This is a genomic window from Verrucomicrobiota bacterium, assembly GCA_021294815.2.
In the GTDB taxonomy this organism is placed as follows: Bacteria; Verrucomicrobiota; Verrucomicrobiia; order Opitutales; family LL51; genus LL51.
On record CP095464.1, the window covers coordinates 103,636 to 120,695 of the forward strand.

At 45.7% G+C, this 17,060-nt stretch carries 13 protein-coding genes, 4 tRNA genes and 1 pseudogene; 10 read left to right on the forward strand and 8 right to left on the reverse strand.

What is annotated here, in order from left to right; all coding sequences use genetic code 11:
- Window positions 1–92 precede the first annotated feature (92 nt).
- Together LW808_000375 and LW808_000380 are read right to left on the reverse strand one after the other, a co-directional pair.
- On the reverse strand, window positions 93–1,634 hold the full coding sequence (locus tag LW808_000375) for a hypothetical protein (GenBank protein ID UPA28523.1): 1,542 nt from the start codon (window positions 1,632–1,634) through the stop codon (window positions 93–95).
- 249 nt (window positions 1,635–1,883) lie between these two features.
- A complete protein-coding gene (locus tag LW808_000380; GenBank protein UPA28524.1) occupies window positions 1,884–4,496 on the reverse strand; it encodes a hypothetical protein in 2,613 nt (870 codons plus the stop codon).
- A 165-nt stretch (window positions 4,497–4,661) separates the two neighbouring features.
- On the opposite strand from LW808_000380, the gene accD reads away from it, so the two are divergent.
- The 5 genes from accD to LW808_000405 all read left to right on the forward strand — a co-directional run bounded on the left by accD (window position 4,662) and on the right by LW808_000405 (window position 9,807).
- Window positions 4,662–5,507, forward strand: coding sequence for an acetyl-CoA carboxylase, carboxyltransferase subunit beta (gene accD, locus LW808_000385; GenBank protein ID UPA28525.1), 846 nt, complete (start codon window positions 4,662–4,664; stop codon window positions 5,505–5,507).
- A 4-nt stretch (window positions 5,508–5,511) separates the two neighbouring features.
- Window positions 5,512–6,588: a Mur ligase family protein gene (locus tag LW808_000390; GenBank protein UPA28526.1), complete on the forward strand. Its 1,077-nt coding sequence runs from the start codon at window positions 5,512–5,514 to the stop codon at window positions 6,586–6,588.
- 174 nt (window positions 6,589–6,762) lie between these two features.
- Complete coding sequence (locus tag LW808_000395) at window positions 6,763–8,085, forward strand: DUF1343 domain-containing protein (protein ID UPA28527.1); 1,323 nt, start codon at window positions 6,763–6,765, stop codon at window positions 8,083–8,085.
- The gene (locus tag LW808_000400) at window positions 8,078–9,670 is read left to right on the forward strand and encodes a DUF1343 domain-containing protein (protein ID UPA28528.1); all 1,593 of its coding nucleotides are present in this window, start codon (window positions 8,078–8,080) and stop codon (window positions 9,668–9,670) included. Before LW808_000395 ends, LW808_000400 begins: the two co-directional genes overlap by 8 nt.
- Window positions 9,671–9,731: 61 nt before the next feature.
- Window positions 9,732–9,807 (forward strand) — tRNA-Lys (locus LW808_000405).
- 88 nt (window positions 9,808–9,895) lie between these two features.
- Here the strand turns inward: LW808_000405 and LW808_000410 are convergent.
- Window positions 9,896–10,222: pseudogene (locus tag LW808_000410) on the reverse strand (methylated-DNA--[protein]-cysteine S-methyltransferase).
- A gap of 234 nt (window positions 10,223–10,456) precedes the next feature.
- Between LW808_000410 and LW808_000415 the strand changes: the two are divergent.
- Complete coding sequence (locus tag LW808_000415) at window positions 10,457–11,488, forward strand: A/G-specific adenine glycosylase (protein ID UPA28529.1); 1,032 nt, start codon at window positions 10,457–10,459, stop codon at window positions 11,486–11,488.
- A gap of 15 nt (window positions 11,489–11,503) precedes the next feature.
- On the opposite strand, the gene LW808_000420 is transcribed toward LW808_000415, so the two are convergent.
- Window positions 11,504–11,578 (reverse strand) — tRNA-Glu (locus tag LW808_000420).
- 100 nt (window positions 11,579–11,678) lie between these two features.
- Window positions 11,679–11,756: transfer RNA gene (locus tag LW808_000425), tRNA-Glu, on the reverse strand.
- Window positions 11,757–11,869: 113 nt separating this feature from the next.
- Between LW808_000425 and tmk the strand changes: the two genes are divergently transcribed.
- Both tmk and LW808_000435 read left to right on the forward strand, forming a co-directional pair.
- Entirely contained in the window at window positions 11,870–12,499 is a 630-nt protein-coding gene (gene tmk / locus LW808_000430; GenBank protein UPA28530.1) for a dTMP kinase, read from the forward strand.
- Between the two features lie 4 nt (window positions 12,500–12,503).
- The gene (locus tag LW808_000435; protein UPA28531.1) at window positions 12,504–13,292 is read left to right on the forward strand and encodes a hypothetical protein; all 789 of its coding nucleotides are present in this window, start codon (window positions 12,504–12,506) and stop codon (window positions 13,290–13,292) included.
- Here the strand turns inward: LW808_000435 and LW808_000440 are convergent.
- The 3 genes from LW808_000440 to LW808_000450 form a co-directional block, all read right to left on the reverse strand.
- Window positions 13,272–13,628: an inorganic diphosphatase gene (locus tag LW808_000440; protein ID UPA28532.1), complete on the reverse strand. Its 357-nt coding sequence runs from the start codon at window positions 13,626–13,628 to the stop codon at window positions 13,272–13,274. The genes LW808_000435 and LW808_000440 overlap by 21 nt on opposite strands.
- Window positions 13,629–13,718: 90 nt before the next feature.
- Window positions 13,719–13,808 (reverse strand) — tRNA-Ser (locus LW808_000445).
- 61 nt (window positions 13,809–13,869) lie between these two features.
- The gene (locus tag LW808_000450) at window positions 13,870–15,108 is read right to left on the reverse strand and encodes a diphosphate--fructose-6-phosphate 1-phosphotransferase (protein UPA28533.1); all 1,239 of its coding nucleotides are present in this window, start codon (window positions 15,106–15,108) and stop codon (window positions 13,870–13,872) included.
- 232 nt (window positions 15,109–15,340) lie between these two features.
- On the opposite strand from LW808_000450, the gene LW808_000455 reads away from it, so the two are divergent.
- Both LW808_000455 and LW808_000460 read left to right on the forward strand, forming a co-directional pair.
- The gene (locus LW808_000455; protein ID UPA28534.1) at window positions 15,341–15,856 is read left to right on the forward strand and encodes a hypothetical protein; all 516 of its coding nucleotides are present in this window, start codon (window positions 15,341–15,343) and stop codon (window positions 15,854–15,856) included.
- Window positions 15,857–15,926: 70 nt separating this feature from the next.
- Window positions 15,927–17,021 (forward strand): metallophosphoesterase, encoded by a 1,095-nt coding sequence (locus LW808_000460; protein UPA28535.1) that lies wholly within the window; start codon window positions 15,927–15,929, stop codon window positions 17,019–17,021.
- Window positions 17,022–17,060: the final 39 nt, after the last annotated feature.

Consider the following 17,060-nt stretch of genomic DNA (forward strand, 5'->3'; position numbering starts at 1 on the left):
TTTCATCAGCTGTCGTTGATTGTTTTAACGCTTTTGTGGTTCCAGTAGTTCTCCCGCTTAGGCATAGGCCACTAGGTATCTGCCGAAACTACTTACTGAAAAATATTGGGGATTTGAAATTTCTGTTGGACACTGTTTCGAACCCAGTAAATCTGCTCTGAAGTGGTATCAAACACTAAGAAAATCACACGGCCACTCGCCAGTTCTTCTACGACATGTTTCGTTCCCAATGCCGATATGACTCGCTGATCACTCAAGCCTATCGCATTTACGATTTCTGGAACAAAACTGTTGGCAGAGGTATCACGACGGAGATAGTAGAGTGTCCGGAAAAAATCTTGAAGCATAATGCGCCCCGAGGTCACAATTAGGCAGCACACATTTTGCTTCATTCTCGAGGCGAGTTGCGTCGTTGCTTTTTTTGGATTTTCTATAAAATCTTGGACAAAATTTTTCGGTAACAACGTCCCCGTATCGTAAATGCGGATCGAGTCTCTTAATCGCGCAATATTTGATGGTTCCAGCGAACGGGATATCTTCTCAAGAATTTTCATGGGCCTTTTCTCGCCTGAGAGATCCTGCAGGCGAAACATCTCTGGGATACGGTCGCCTATAAATCTGTTGAGACCGAATGCTGAAGCGGCATTTGATGCCATGTTTGCGCCTCTAAATGCCAATAGGTTATCACTATTGGATACCCTCTCAAGTGTCTTCGAAAAATAGGGCGACAATTGGGTAACCACCTCTCTTCCCGTCTCAATTATATTTTTCACTTGCGATATTCCGCTAGACGCCTCCTGTATCCAAGTGCCAAACCTTTCAGGGGTGAAGACATTTTCGAATTTACCAGGAACGTAATTGAAGGTTGCCAAATAAATCGTCTGTGCCGCGCGATCAATGAGGAAACAAACAAACCCCGATGGATTGGGGAGAGGATATCCTCCCATAACTCCCATGACTTCTCCGATTGAAATCGGGCTTCTTTCCGCTAAAAGTTCATGTATTTGTCCAATAACGCTACGATCACTTGTACTGAAGCGGCCTGCATCGATGGGTTGGTGACCGGAAACATAAAGTTTCTGGAAAAAATTGGGATAACTCGAGGACGAAAACATCCCGCCATTCGTGATGTCTAAACAATAAACAGTTCCGCCATACATCCCCGCACGACTGTTAACAAAAATCTGTGGATTCGACCAAATTTCATTAAAAAGCTGCATATTTGTCACCGGGACAAAATCAATGTTGTCGTTGAGCTGCGCCAGATTTTCAAGGGCTCCGGGTCTATTCATCAATTGTGCGTTGAGAAAAGGACCAAATGACGATAGGGTCCCGCAAAATTTCGCATGAGACATTCCAATAGCACCGCGTATCGAGCTTGAAATGACAACAGAATTGGCCGGGGAATAAGGAATATTTGAGCTAAGGTTTACTTCCAAATAGGGATTGGCTGCACTAGCTTCGACATCGGGATAATCGTTGAAATTTTCTTTGGTAAATTCAAACTTTGGAGCTCCGGGATATTCATAAAGATTATCAACCTGAGGATTTGCTTGTATTGTCGACATTCCGCCGATTCCCCACAACATACCCATAAGGCTTTTAAATAGCCGTTTTTGAGATTTTCTTTCCATATCACTCCTCATTATAGGAATTTTTACATTTTCACAACCATTATTGATTGTTAATAAAAGCCAAAGTTTGTTCAGACATCTACCGAGTCTGCTATATACAAAAAGGCCGATGGAATTCTCCATCGGCCTTTCAGAATTTTTATTCAAAAATCAAACAACGTCCTTAGTAGCTATTGACGTTTCGTTCCGCCCCGCCATTGGCGTATACTTCTGCCATCTCGTCAAACCATAGCTCATCATCGGGCTCATTCATGAGTTCTGCTGCAAATTCCGACGCGTATGGATCGTTCTTTGTAAATGCGGATGTGGTTGATAATCCTGCCTAAATTTCGAGGATCCTAAGAATATGCCCTCATTGCTATACCCTTTGGACCTCATCATTGTCGGCCGATCACCGGAATGACGTTGACGGCTACCGGGATGGTTGGACATTTTTCGAATACCAACCTTCAGTGGAGTATTTTTTGTGGGTACAATTTGGTCTCGACGAACCTGTTGCACTGGGACGGATGTTCTAATCGCAGGAACCTCTAATTCCATAGCTCCGTCATAACTCATACCGGAAGGCGCTTCTTCCACGAATTCAGGATCCGAATGATCCACAAGTGCCGCATCGTACCGATCGTCGCTTGAAAGTATCGACTGCGGTTGCTGCTTTCTCTGATCCCTTTGCATAGCACGTCTCTTGAATGATCGAATTCCTGACGATCCGTAGCCAAGAGAACCGGAAGTGCTATGTGCTTGTTGAATTGCTGCATTACTAACAGGCATCTCTACGATGGTTTTTGCAAGGGGATCTCCCATCCCCAACTGTCCGACAGCTACAGGTATGGTCAGTTCTGGAGTTCCTTTAATTTCCTGCGGAATAAGCATTTTACCAACAATTGGAACATTTTTTCTGAAAGCGTTCTTCGAAGTAGCACCTAACAATCGCATCGCCTTACGAAAGCGCCATCCAGTTGTTGGTGCTATCGCTCCTTCCCAATTTTCCCAGGATTGTGCATTGAAAATATTCGGGAATTGCGGTGGCAGTGCAAAATCGTTGTTATAAACCACTTGATAGACTTCCTTCGACGCATCGTCGATGATGTAAAGCAGCGTATCCGTATTCAAAAGCGTATCAATCGGACATTTTTCGCCAAGAATGGAACACACTTTTCGATCGTAGATTCCATTGGCCCTAGTTACTTCTGGGATCACACGTCCATAGTCTGGATCATACTGGAAGGAGTAGAGTTTTTGGAAAAAATTTGGGCACATGAAACGTCCCGATGTGACCACTAAACAGCACACATTTCTGGCAGTTCCAATGGCGAGCTGAGCAGCTGCCTCCTGAGGATATTGAGCAAACCCCTGCTTCCAATCTTCCGTCAGAGTAATAGCCGCGTCATATAAATGAACACGATCGCTCACCCATGCCGCCCTTCCCATTTGATTAGAGTCACGCGATAATTCTTTTGCCTTTACGCCAGAAAGTGCAATTGCCGTTTTTGCATGAACAATGAGAAGCTTTTCTAAGTCAGAATCCCCGGAAGGATAGAGAACTTTCGGCATTTTTTGGGCAAATTCGAACAGTCCGACGAGACGCGCTATTTTTAATGCGGCCAAAACCGGGCCTAACGTCGGCGCTAATTTATCAATAACGGGTGCTACTTTGTCGCTAACCCATGTCAAATTTTCACTAGCAGAGGCTAATTTTCCACCGAATTGCTCTATGTTTTCACCGACGGGTTTTAATACACTGCTTGCAGATCCCAAAGTTTCAGTGATCGACTTCGAGAAGGGCATCCAGCTGAAAAATTTCGCCGTACCGCTTGTCCCATTGGCCACCGAATTAACAGCATTCGCCGCCTTATTGACATATTCCACAGCCGTGTCGATTTTCTCCTTATATTTTGGGGTATTTTCAGCAACGCTCTTGACTAAATTAAATGCTCCTGGTGCATATGCCGCTCCTAATCGGGCACCCGTCGCTCCCAACTTTATGGTACCCGCCCCTACATCAGCTGCAGTCGAAGCTACGGCTGTCGTTGCTTGCTTAACGCCCCTACCTCGGTGACGCCATCTCGCGGATTGTTGTGTCCAAGCTCCAAATTTGTTTTTCGTAAAAACGTTTTCAAATTTACCATGTACAGGCGCGTTTGCCGCCATGTAAACCTTATCAGCCGCACGATCAATTACGTAAAGAATGACTCCTGATGGATTTTTTAGCTCTCCATTTTTTAAAAGGCTATCGACTTCTTCTCTGCGAATGGGTGCCCTCCCAGCAAAAAGGCTACTCATTTTTTTGATAACTTTATTATCATTTGTACTCCAACGACCCGCATGCACCGGATTTTCGTTAGAACGGTAGAGCGTCTTGAAGAAATTCGGGTACATCGAGGAGGAAATCGCCGAACCATTGGTAATTTCAAGACAGTAAGCAATCCCACCACAAAAAGGGGCGATCCCATCGAGAAAAAGCTGTGGATTGGAACAAATTTCCCCACTTTGCTTCTCAGGTATGAGGGCAAGATCAAGAAAGTTATTGATGTTCTCTAATTCCTCTAATGCCTGCCTAGACTGCCACTGCGAGTTGATGAGGGAACCATATCGTGAAAAGACATCACACAATTTCGCATGCGTCATTCCCAATTCTCCGCGTATGGAGCTTGAATTCTCGACGCGAGTTTCCGCAGCGTCAAAACCTGATTTTTCGGGTGCAATCGTGAGTTCCATGCCCTGAAAAGCACTTTCGTCACTCATCGGCATCACATCGGGCGGCATTTCAAGAACGCTTGCTTTTCCAGAAACACCACTCGCAGCCCATAAAACGGTGCACAAGAGTCCCTTTGTAATCCAAATATACGATTTCCCTTCCATATCTTGTGATAAAAGTAAAATTTTTCTATATTTTTACAATTATTATTTTACAAATAAAGCCACTAACAAGATCTCTAAATAATTTTTGATTCGAATTCATACAGACACACACCTCAAAGGCCTGCCTTGAACTTGACTTAAAAGGCGCTTAAGTATGTTGAGACCATGCCATTTTTTCATAAACCGAAATCGCCGGAGAATGCTAACCATACAAAACGTAACGACATCCCCAAGGATGTATGGATTAAGTGCCCGATTTCGGGCGAAATGGTTTATTCTAAGGAGCTGGCAAATAATTGGATGGTCATTCCTAAGAGTGGATACCATTTCCCGCTTTCAGCGCGTGAGCGTATTCGCCTTCTTGCGGACGCTGGCTCGTTTAACGAGACCAATGCGCCGCTATTATCGACGCCGTTTCTGGGTTTTAACAGCACCATTTCCTACGCCGACAAGCTTTTGAATGCTCAAAGTAAAAGTGGACTCAACGATGCAGTTGTTACAGGGACAGCGACAATTCATGGGATCTCACTGGGACTCGCAGTTATGGATTTTAACTTCATGGGCGGCAGTATGGGATCTGTTGTGGGGGAAAAAATAACACGTGTAATCGAGCTCGCCATTAAGAAAAAAATTCCCGTCGTCATCGTTTCAACTTCGGGAGGTGCCCGTATGTTTGAGGGCATTGTTAGCCTCATGCAAATGGCCAAAACCTCTCTCGCCCTTGCCAAGCTCGCGGAAGCCAAGTTACCATTTATTTCCGTGCTGACCAATCCAACAATGGCAGGTGTTATGGCGAGTTTCGCGTCCTTAGGGGATGTCATCATTGCTGAACCAGGTGCATTGATTGGATTCGCGGGGCCGCGTGTTATCGAGGAGACTACACGGCAAAAACTCCCAAAAGGGTTTCAAACGGCTGAATTTTTACTGAAACACGGCCTTATCGACCAGATCGTGCCACGTCTGGAGATGAAATCGAGACTTGCCCTTCTCCTGCGTTCCATGTATCGCTAAAATCGTGGAAGCCGGCAATTTTGAAGATATTTTGCATTTCCTTTATCGTCGTCCCAATCCACACAGTGGGAAGTGGAGACTCGATCGCGTTATAAGACTTTTCAAGCGGCTCGAAATACGTCAGCCACCCTACAAAATTGTTCATGTTGCGGGGACTAACGGTAAGGGATCGACATCGGCAATGCTGGAGTCCATCTACCGCCATGGTGGGTACAAAACAGGGCTCTTCACCTCTCCTCATCTTGTCTCACTACTAGAACGCATTCAAATCGATGGACATCTCATATCCAAAGAAGATTTTGTTCAAACATTCCAAACCGTTCATACGATAGCGGAAAACCTAGAACAGGAGAAGCCTGAAGACGCCATCACATTTTTCGAATACATGACGGCAATCGCTCTACGTTATTTTCTCGAAAAGAAAGTCGATGTTGCTGTTATCGAAGTGGGTCTCGGTGGACGCCTTGACCCTACCAATGCCCTTAAAAACACGTCTTGTTCGATAATCACAACAATCGCCTTTGACCACGAGAAAACCCTGGGACACACCCTCTCCGCAATTGCCCGCGAAAAGGCAGGAATCATTAAAACCAACGGGCTTGTCGTAACAGGCCGCAATATTCAAGGCAAAGTACTTGAAACGATCCAAGATGTCGCGCAAGCGCGGCATGCAGCACTCTACTCCTCTCCCAGTAATCACCTGCTCAATGCAACGACAGCGGACTACCAAAATTACAACGCATCAACGGCACAAACCGTTGCGGAGTTACTGAATGATAAAGGGATTTTACCCATTCCGAATGCGAAGATTTTGAAAGGTATTCAACAATTTCGTTGGCCCGGACGCTGGCAAAAAATCGTTTACCAGGGCAAAACTGTCACCTTCGATGGCGCTCATAATGAAGAAGGTGCCTACGCCGTTGCTCGCGAGATACAAAACCTCCCGAAACCGCCCATTTTAATTTTTGGGTCCAATACTGTTCAACGTGCACAAAAGATGCTTGCGATATTATCACCAATTTGTAAAAAACCTATTTCACCCAGAGTACATTTTATGTCCACCAAGCCCTGCGTTCCCTGAATATAACAGAGCTTTACGACTGTTGCCCTTCCGATATAGACCCTCAGTGTCTGAGCAACATTAAGCTTGAAAACGTTGCACGATTCATACAGACTCGCTCGGAGGAAGCGTTGATCGTGACGGGTTCACTTTACTTGGTCGGCGACCTCATGAAAATTTTAGTACATTAGTGTCATGAGATTTTGGCTTAAGTTAGCTTTATTGGTCGTTGGTATTTTTTTGTTGTTCGCCTATTACCCGAAACGTCCGGTTGCTCCTTGTGTTAAACTTGGAATTGATGTTCTCGAGGAGCGCAGTTTCGATATTCTACAGCAAAAAAATATTGGGATTTTAACCAATAATGCGGGTATCGATTCTAAGGGAGTACAAACCTGGAAGGTCTTAAAAAATGCCCCAGGGGTTAATTTAAAGGCAATATTTGCCCCAGTTCATGGACTTAAAGGCAACTTTATGTCGCTCGAGACCTTTTTCGAAGATGAAGTTGATGATATTCCTATTTACTCGGTCTACGCCTCAAACTCACGGCCTAAGGACAAATGGCTACAAGGGCTTGATGCAGTAGTCGTCGATTTGCAAGGAATTGGCACGCGTTTTTATAATTATTGGGCATTCATGATCTATGTCATGGCGGCATGCTTTGAGAACAATATCGAAGTTATTATCTTAGATCGCCCAAATCCCCTAGGAGGTCACTATGTTGGCGGGGCACCTGTGGATCCCGAAAATACCTCGATCTGGGGCCCAATTCCAGGGATGCCACTGTTTCACGGTATGACCATCGGCGAGCTCGCACGCTATTGTAAAGAAATTCCTGAAGGAATTACTGCGCATCAACAGATCGTAACTGGAGTCATTCACTCAGGACTTTCAATCTCAGCAGAAACGCTTCGCAATGGGAAGCTAACAGTTATTCCAATGGAAGGATGGAAGCGCGACATGATCTGGGAAAATACGGGCCTCAAATGGGTTCAAACTTCTCCTAATATTCCGAATCTTCAGTCGGCTCACGAGTACGTCGTCACAGCACCTATGTTTCTTGTCACTTCAAGCTGTGAGTTCGATTGCTGCAATTTTCTTAGATCAGAGCCTGATTGGGAAAAGCGCCTTCCCTTTCACAAATTTTCGTCTCGCTACACCGTCCCACAAGAGATTGTCCAGTACGTTAACGAACTAACCAAGGATCGTTTCTCCTCAGGGTTTTCACTCAAAGTTGACCGAAAAAACCCCAACCTCGTTGAAATAAAAGTGACGAATATCCGTAAAACGATTCCAGGGTTTTTAGGATTCGCCATGGTCGCATTCGCGCAACGCCATACTAAATTCTACTTCTACAATGAGGATACCCTGCGTGTCTTTGGCGCACACATTGGTGACAATGAACTATTACAAAAGCTAGTACAGATGGAACGGATCCAAATTCAATATTTTGAGGAAAAGTGGAAAAAATCGACCGCTGCTTTTGTCGAAAAAACTAAACCCTTCTACCTCTATGAATAGTAATAGTCCAGTTCTAACAAAACTTGCCCTCTGTTCCCTGATCTCGATTACTATATACTCTCAGGGTTCGATAGCTTCAACAGCAAAGTTCACAGCAAAGGCGACGCTATCTCAAGTGAGAACGACAGCAGTTTCTCCCAATATCAATAAGACAGCCGTAATCGCCGCTAGAAAGAAAACGCTCTTCGGGATTGATGTTTTAGAGGAAGAAAAATTTTCTCGGATTCGCCGTAAAAACGTCGGTTTACTGACCAATACCTCCGGTATCGATCATCAGGGAAATTCGACGGCAATTGTTTTTGCAGAGAGCAAGGAGTTTATCCTCAAGGCGGTATTCTTTCCCGAGCACGATGGTATGCTTGCTCCTCAGACGCTTGCCCATCTCAGGGATAAAAAGATCCCAACCTATTGTACCCACAGTGATCAAACTGGTCGAAGAACTCCCGAAGAGGCATGGCTCAGGGGGCTCGACGTCATGGTAATTGATCTACAGGGCTTTGGCATGCGTTACTACACCTACTACGCATCCGCGCTCTACGTTATGTGTGCATGTTTCAATAATCGCATTCCCGTTCTTGTTCTCGATCGCCCTAATCCACTTGGGAATTACCTAGGCGGTCCTAGTATAGCAGATGCTTATGTCAGCTTTCTTGGGCCGATTTCAGGGATGCCGCTCTTTTATCCCTCAACCCTCGGAGAATTTTTGAATTTTATCCACAAGCGCGGTCAGACAATTAACATTCCCTGCAAAACCTGTGCAAAGCCAAACTGCCTCCACACGGTACACTGTGATGCCTCAACACTTAAAAAGGGCGATCTCAAAATCGTAGAGTGCAAAAATTACCATCGGAGCGATACGCTTTTAGATCTGGACCGCTATCAAAAAGATTCGTCGCTGTCGCTCTCACCAAGTATCCCCAATGTTGCATCAATTTTCGAATATGCGATCACCTCGCTTTCAACTCTCGTAAATCAGGATACTCTGGGCTGCCTTTACTTCCTCACCAATCCACAGGATCCAAAGCAGTCTTTCAAGTATGTCTATTCGCCATACCGCGATGCCAACAGTCTGTTAAGCGCGATCAAACGCTACCCAGATGCGCTCAAGGGGTGCCAGCTTGATGTTGTTACAATCAATGACCATGGGAAATCGAAAAATTGCATACATGTTGAGGTTACGGATTTCAAATCGACCGTTCCAGCCCTTCTGAGTCTTGTGCTCTTATCCGAAATACAAGAAATCGTCCCCGATCGCGATTGGAATGATTTCCTCAAAAGACAGGAATTACGTACACCGAAGAACATCGATGTTATCGCGGCAGCGAAAGCTCACAACCTCAAGAAACTTCCGCTAATGTATCAAAAGGAGTTACGCAAAGCCAAATGGGATCGGCTCTCTGACGATCCTAAGGTACAGCAGCAAAAAAAGGCGCTCTTTTGCAAGCACGCTGGTGACATGGAATTTGTCGCGAAATTTTTCAATGGCGAATCCATTGATGTCGACTATTTTCGTAAAAAGTGGGCAAGGGAGAGTGAAGCGTTCTTGAAAGAACTCCAAAAGTACGAGATCAAAGCCTATCACTAGCGCAGAGTTCCGCAAAAAAAGCTTGTCAATACGCAGTGGAAGTGAATAGTGCGGCTTCGTTGCCTGACTAGCTCAATTGGCAGAGCAGTTGACTCTTAATCAATTGGTTCGGGGTTCGAGTCCCCGGTCAGGTACCAGAAAGTGGGAGCGGGAGTCGATTTTTGTAGTGGTCCTGTTCCTTTTGAATTCCCGCATATTGCGCTTTCGTGGATGAATTTTTAAAAATTATTTATCAATTTTATATTTCTTTTCAAGATCAAGCAGGTGCTGTTTGATTTCTAGGCCGCTGGCATAGCCTACAAGCTTACCAGAGGCACCAATGACACGATGGCAGGGAATAATAATGGGTATCGGATTACGATGGGCCACCATACCAACGGCACGCGCTCCTCCAATGCAACCGACTTTTCGGGCAATTTCACCGTAGCTTTGCGTTGAGCCATAGGGAATGCCCTCCAATGCCTTCCAAACTCTTTGCTGAAATTTGGTTCCTTCCATTAACAAGGGCAAATCAAAATCTTTTAACTTCCCTTTGAAATAGGCATTGAGTTGACGTGCCACTTCCTGTAAAAGTTCTGTTTCACTGATTTGATAAGAAGATAAGTTGCTTGGCGACAAGATATTTGGAAAAACAATCGCTTTCAGCTGTTGATTTCTTTCGATTAACCCCAGTTCTCCAAACGGACTTGCATGAAAAGTTAAGAAATCACGCGCCATATTTGCAATGACAGACAAAATCGGCAATTTCTCAATTGATTTTTTACGTCAAACCTTTTTGCATTGAAAATGATGGATCCTCAAAAAATCGGAATTGCTCTCGTCGAGTGGTTTCGTGTGCATCATCGAACTATGCCGTGGCGAACGAATAGCACAATCTATCACCGTCTCGTGTCGGAGTTCATGCTGCAACAAACGCAAGTCGCGACGGTGATCCCCTACTTCAACCGATGGATCGAGAAATTTCCGACGCTCGAAGCGTTGGCGATGGCCCCAGAGAACGATGTTGTAAAAGCATGGGAAGGTCTTGGTTATTATGCTCGTGCCCGGAATTTACACAAAACAGCTCAAAATTTAGTCTCCCAGGATCGGAGTTTTTTAGGATCGTGGCCTCAAACGGTTTCAGAATGGGAAAAGCTACCAGGCGTTGGCCACTACACCGCCCGCGCCATTGCTTCGATTGCGCAAAATCAACCAATCGCCGTTATTGACGGCAATGTGATCCGTGTTCTCTGCCGTCTCAACGCCATTACGCAAACTTTTAACAGCAAGGATCAAGCACTACGATGTTTAGATCCATTGACCCAACGCTATTTGCCGTCCAATCAAAGCAGCACCTACAATGAGGCCATCATGGAACTCGGCGCTCTCATCTGTAAACCGGGCACACCGCTCTGTGGCGAATGTCCAATCGTAAATGTGTGCCTCGGATACCAAAACAACCTGGACTTACCCCATATCCCAAAATTCAAGAAATTAACTTATATTAAAAAACAGGTCGAGCGTATTATTTTGATTCAAAACGATGCGATCTTGCTGCACCGGGCTTCTTCAAAACGGCTACACAAAATCTACGAGCTCCCGGTACGTGACATCTTTCCAGTCGAATCTCTGAAAAAGATTTCCTTTAAACAGATTGGCCAGATCCGACGCTCCATCGCTAAGGAACACATCACGGAAATTATTTTTGAAGCACGTGATATCACCGATAACTACCTTCCAGAAAATACCACGTATATTCCACTAAACCAGATTCACGCCGTTACACTCTCCGGACCACATCGCAAGTGGCTGAACAACTACCTCAAAAGGAACCTTTAACAAAAACGCCACCCCTGGCACCCCCACGGGGAATCGAACCCCGGTTTTCAGAATGAGAATCTGACGTCCTAGCCGCTAGACGATAAGGGCGTTGGTGACAGTCTTGAAGCGTCGCCTGGTTTGTCAATGACGAATTAAAACCACTGCACAGCAAACCACATCAGCCGAAATGGATACAAAACGTCACACCTGGCGTCCCGTATGGGATTCGAACCCATGTTGCAGGAATGAAAATCCTGTGTCCTGGACCAGGCTAGACGAACGGGACTCAAACACGTCAGAGCGTACAACTGACCGTGCTTCTCAACGGTGCTTTGGCAAGATTTTTTTCACAATAAATTGGCTTGTCGACAATAACCGACTCCCTACCCTTCGCGAATTATGCGGGGTGAAATCATTTCCTTCGAGGGCATTGAGGGCACCGGTAAATCGACACAGATCCAGTATCTGCAGCAGTTTTTGGCTGACCAGAACATCGAGGCGCAGGCCGTACGCGAACCCGGCAATACCTATATTGGCGAACGCATCCGTGCACTTCTGCAAAATGATGCCGCCGCCGATAATATGTGTCCCGAAACCGAGCTTTTGCTCTACGAAGCGAGCCGCGCACAGCTCATCCGGGAATTTGTCGCCCCACGGATTGAGCAAGGTCAATGGGTTATTTTTGATCGGTTTTTCGACTCTTCCGTTGCCTACCAAGGCGCAGCACGCGGCCTTTCGACGGAAATCGTCCAAATGCTTAACGATTTCGCCGTTCAAAATTACCGCCCGCGACTGACTTTTTTACTCGATATCGACATCGATACGGCATTTCAACGCCTACAACAGCGCCAAACTGCCAAAGATCGCATCGAACAGGAATCTTCGGATTTTTTTGAAAAAGCCCGCCAAAAATATCTTGAGATGGCTACAGCAGAACCCAAACGTTTCGTCATTCTGGATGGCAAACTTTCTTCAGAAGATCTGGCCGCAATAATTCGTGAACACGTCCAGAAAATCTTTCATTTCTAAAAAAATGGATCCGCAGCTTTGTCGAAAAATTCCTCATGCGATTATCGTCGAGTCTGAAAATTTTATCCAGGCACAACAATACGTTCAACAGTATGCCCAAACGCTTCTAGAGACGGACTATCTCGAAACTTGCCCCGATTACCATGTCCTTTCGCCAGAAGGCAAAGCGCATAAAATCAAAATTGAGGCCATTCGCGCCCTCATTGAAGAGGTACAAAAATCTCCGCAAGGCTCGATCGGAAAGGTTTTTGTTATTAACCAGGCCGAAGCGTTAAATAAAAATGCCGCCGACGCATTGCTTAAAACACTCGAAGAACCTCCACCTGATACACACTTTTTCCTAATTACAGACGCCAAAAATCGCCTTCTCCCGACCGTTATTAGCCGTTGTGTGCTCCATCACTTGCCCAAAGCCCCCGTTATCTGGCCATCTGATATCGAGGCTTGGATTCAAGATTGTCAGCATTTTTTAGAACAAATTTTTTTGAAAAACAACGCGCCCAACGTATTTGAAATTTACCGTTTGCTTCACTCTCTCATGGCGGCATTCAAAAATCTCGACACGGAAGGCGATACAGAGTCTGTCTCAGTCCTGCAGGAGCGTCTCTTACGTGAGATAGGACGCAATATTGGCAATGCGCTCCTCGGACATTTTCCAGCAATAAGAGTTCAATCGCTGATCGATACTCTGCAGAAGGCGCAAACCCTACTCGGTCTTAACGCTACGTTTGCCCAGGCCATGGAGTTTATTTTGCTTGAGTTTGCCTCTTTTTCACAAAGTCCTGTCGCGTAGAATGAGCAAACTATGCATGGGCGGATGAGATAACAGTCGTGATGCAATTTGAATCTCTGCTTCCGTACAGCGATAGAGAACTTTAATCTCGGCATCCCTTTTCATATCGTCAAAAGTACAGATAATGCCCTGTATCGACTCCTCCGACTTCGTTCCTAGAAACACGTCAATGCCCTCACCATCCGCGCTATATGTTCCCGGGATATACCCATAATTAATGGGGTATATACGATCTGGGAACCGGGGATGTGCTGTTCCTTTAGGCCGGTCGATGGTAACGCCATTTTGGCGAATCAATTGTTCTAACGTCTGCCAATAATCACTCGTATCATTCATTTTTTAAAAGGGAAAACCGATATTCAAAAATTATTTCTCAAACCCTTCTGCATACTGCGCCAATCGCAGAAAAACACAACACACCTCTAGTGGCGGAGAGGGAGGGATTCGAACCCTCGGTACCGTTACCGGTACACAACATTTCCAGTGTTGCACAATCGGCCGCTCTGTCACCTCTCCTAAACAAACGGCACCTGCAAAAACTACTACCAACAGGGCATTTGTCCACATCAAATAATCGCTACTGTTTGAGCTTTGCAAAACGCGGCAATCCGTCTTCTTCGGCACATGTGACAGCTCCCTGTATGAGCGGCAATGCATACTTAATAAAATTATGATTTAATGCTCCATCTTCGCCGAACCAGTGCTCCGGGAGTGCTTTTTGATGGCCAACAACATTGCTGAGATCCGCGACGCCGTACTCGACACCGTATCGGCTACCCTCTGCCCGCAGTAGCGTCACCATTTTTCCTGTTACGCCATCAAGTGCAAAATCGACCGCCTTTTTGCCACACATGTACGCCTCATCGATATCCGTTTGAGACAAATTGTGAGCAGCTGCCCATTGTAGTGCCCCGAGTTGCGTTACGGCTACATGGACTTCCAACGATTCTTCTAGCAAGGTACGCAAGTTGACCGAGCTGTTGCTGTGCGCAATAAAATTCCCCTCTTGATCAATCAACGCCGCCCCGGTTACGACGGTACACGCCGCATGAGACTTTAGCTCGGATTGTACTCGATTGAGAAATGTTTCTGCCGAAAATGGTATCGAAGGCAGTAGTAATAATGGCATTGAACTTTCCCCCCTTTGATGTGCCAATAATGCAGCCGCAATCAGCCATTCGGTATTGTTTCCTTCAAGTTCAACAATATTGACCCAATCGTGGTTCGCAACTGTCGAGGCATAAAGTGAGGCCTCGGAAACTACCGAGGCCACAAACTTCGCACTACTGCCATATCCAAATCCGTGGTCTGTCAAAGGTAGCATGTTATGATTCGATTCGGGTAATGCGATAATACGTAGATCATAACGCCCCTGCATCCATTGAGTTAATTCAAGCGCGATTGCCTGGGCTTCGGCATCGCCAATGATAAAAAGGAAACGAATATTATGACGTTCTAATGCCTGTAAAAGTGCCTCAAACTCTTCCTCTGAGCGCTCCGCCCAAGGGAAACTTCCCAATGCCGCTCCCGGGGTAAACAACAAATCGCGGATTGTCTGTTGTGACTGCACTGCAAGATCTACTAAATCATCGTTAAGGATACCGCAGAAACCATCTCTTGAGCCGAAAATCTCCCCAACGGCTTCGTAATTCAGGGCATTTGAAATAACGCCCGCTAAGGCTGCATTTGAGGCCGGCGATATATATCCTGATTGTACCACTAAAACGTTTCCTTCAAGCTCTGTATCCGCTTCCGTCATGAGCGCAAACCGTGCAATTCGTCCCCATTGATGCAATAAAATTTTTGCAGTAGACATCTCATTGGTCGAATGTTGGAGACCAACACAAGTACTATAAGTTTAAAATGTTTAAAAAATATCAATATTGGTTTCGCTATGATAAAATATACTCTCGAACATGCAGATATGTTCTACTGTGTCATTGACTTCAGTGGCAGGTAGGTGTGAAACGATAACTTTCGCTTCGCTAAAAAATTTTTACAAAAACTCTTGACATCGGGCTATATCACACTTTCAACTACAACCAATTATGAAAAAGATCACTAAAATTTCTCTGATCGCGGCGTGCTTCTTGGGCGACATGGCGTTTTCACATGGAAGTGTTGAAGCGCAGTCATCAAGTTCCCGCTTCGAGAGGTTCCTCGCGAGATACGGTTATAACAGCCTTGGGGAAAAGGTTTCTGCGGATCAACAGCCTCAGGCTGCGGTTGCCGCTCAATCCGTAGCACAGATGGCAAAGACTTCGAACAGTCAGCCGACGGCAAAGGTAACTGCACAAGTCGCGCAAATACCTGTATCTTCTGCAGCTCCGAGTTCCCGCTTCGAGAGGTTCCTCGCGAGATACGGTTATAACAGCCTTGGGGAAAAGGTTTCTGCGGATCAACAGCCTCAGGCTGCGGTTGCCGCTCAATCCGTAGCACAGATGGCAAAGACTTCGAACAGTCAGCCGACGGCAAAGGTAACTGCACAAGTCGCGCAAATACCCGGTATCTTCTGCAGCTCCGAGTTCCCGCTTCGAGAGGTTCCTCGCGAGATACGGTTATAACAGCCTTGGGGAAAAGGTTTCTGCGGATCAACAGCCTCAGGCTGCGGTTGCCGCTCAATCCGTAGCACAGATGGCAAAGACTTCGAACAGTCAGCCGACGGCAAAGGTAACTGCACAAGTCGCGCAAATACCTGTATCTTCTGCAGCTCCGAGTTCCCGCTTCGAGAGGTTCCTCGCGAGATACGGTTATAACAGCCTTGGGGAAAAGGTTTCTGCGGATCAACAGCCTCAGGCTGCGGTTGCCGCTCAATCCGTAGCACAGATGGCAAAGACTTCGAACAGTCAGCCGACGGCAAAGGTAACTGCACAAGTCGCAAAAGCTTCAAGTTCCTCCCAGGGTAACAGTCAATCCAAACAGTACCGCGTATCACGCAAGGTTCCAGTGTATATTTTCACAGATCCCCACTTTGATACTGTGGCTCTCAATAAAATCGTTGAGTTGAAAAATGCGGGAGCCATTGTTGCCGTAGTTGGAGACTTCGTTGGAACAGTTAAACGTAACCCTGACGGAAGTTGTGTCGGCGGATATCATGGGAACGATCAACCTCAAAAGATAATCGACATTCTTAAGAATGGTAGAGGCACCTCCGGACATATCGTCGCGGGATACGGCAATCACGAATTCTACTCTAAAGAATTTTCAGGGAAAATCGATAATCTCCAAAAATTTGGAAAGGCTTTAACGGCTGCTGGAGTAGAACCGACGAATTTATGTCCCGGGGATAAAGGAGCAGCACCATACGTTAAGATCGGAAACTGCTACTTTTTTTCCTATTCTACTGAGGAATACAGTCAATCTATGACGAACGAAGACAAACAACAATACGAGCGGTGGAGTATTAAGAAGATAGCTGATGAAATCAAACGAGTTTGTGACTCTAAAACGGAAGAGATTTTTCTATTAAATCACGCGAAGCTTAGCGAGTCCGAGAAAATTACAACTGGAGTTATTCAAAGACTTCAATCGTTTTCAAAGGGATTAAAGTTCGATTTAAATAAAGTTTATATCACGGCTAGCGCTGCGCACGATCACTACTACAGTGGCCCCCACGCAAAGTGGTTGAATATCAATGGCAAGAGAGTATTGCAAGTATTCCCAAAACCGGGCGTATACTATGGTCAGTTAAAGGCTAGTGGCAAACGAAGCTTTAAAAAGTTGCGTTAACTTGAGCACTCAGACACACTAACAGGGGGAGCATCTACT

Coding starts and splice junctions, on each gene's coding strand:
- LW808_000375 (UPA28523.1), bottom strand. CDS start 1,634: ATGGAAAGAAAATCTCAAAAACGGCTATTTAAAAGCCTTATGGGTATG.
- LW808_000380 (UPA28524.1), bottom strand. CDS start 4,496: ATGGAAGGGAAATCGTATATTTGGATTACAAAGGGACTCTTGTGCACC.
- accD (UPA28525.1), top strand. CDS start 4,662: ATGCCATTTTTTCATAAACCGAAATCGCCGGAGAATGCTAACCATACA.
- LW808_000395 (UPA28527.1), top strand. CDS start 6,763: ATGAGATTTTGGCTTAAGTTAGCTTTATTGGTCGTTGGTATTTTTTTG.
- LW808_000400 (UPA28528.1), top strand. CDS start 8,078: ATGAATAGTAATAGTCCAGTTCTAACAAAACTTGCCCTCTGTTCCCTG.
- LW808_000415 (UPA28529.1), top strand. CDS start 10,457: ATGATGGATCCTCAAAAAATCGGAATTGCTCTCGTCGAGTGGTTTCGT.
- tmk (UPA28530.1), top strand. CDS start 11,870: ATGCGGGGTGAAATCATTTCCTTCGAGGGCATTGAGGGCACCGGTAAA.
- LW808_000435 (UPA28531.1), top strand. CDS start 12,504: ATGGATCCGCAGCTTTGTCGAAAAATTCCTCATGCGATTATCGTCGAG.
- LW808_000440 (UPA28532.1), bottom strand. CDS start 13,628: ATGAATGATACGAGTGATTATTGGCAGACGTTAGAACAATTGATTCGC.
- LW808_000450 (UPA28533.1), bottom strand. CDS start 15,108: ATGTCTACTGCAAAAATTTTATTGCATCAATGGGGACGAATTGCACGG.
- LW808_000455 (UPA28534.1), top strand. CDS start 15,341: ATGAAAAAGATCACTAAAATTTCTCTGATCGCGGCGTGCTTCTTGGGC.
- LW808_000460 (UPA28535.1), top strand. CDS start 15,927: ATGGCAAAGACTTCGAACAGTCAGCCGACGGCAAAGGTAACTGCACAA.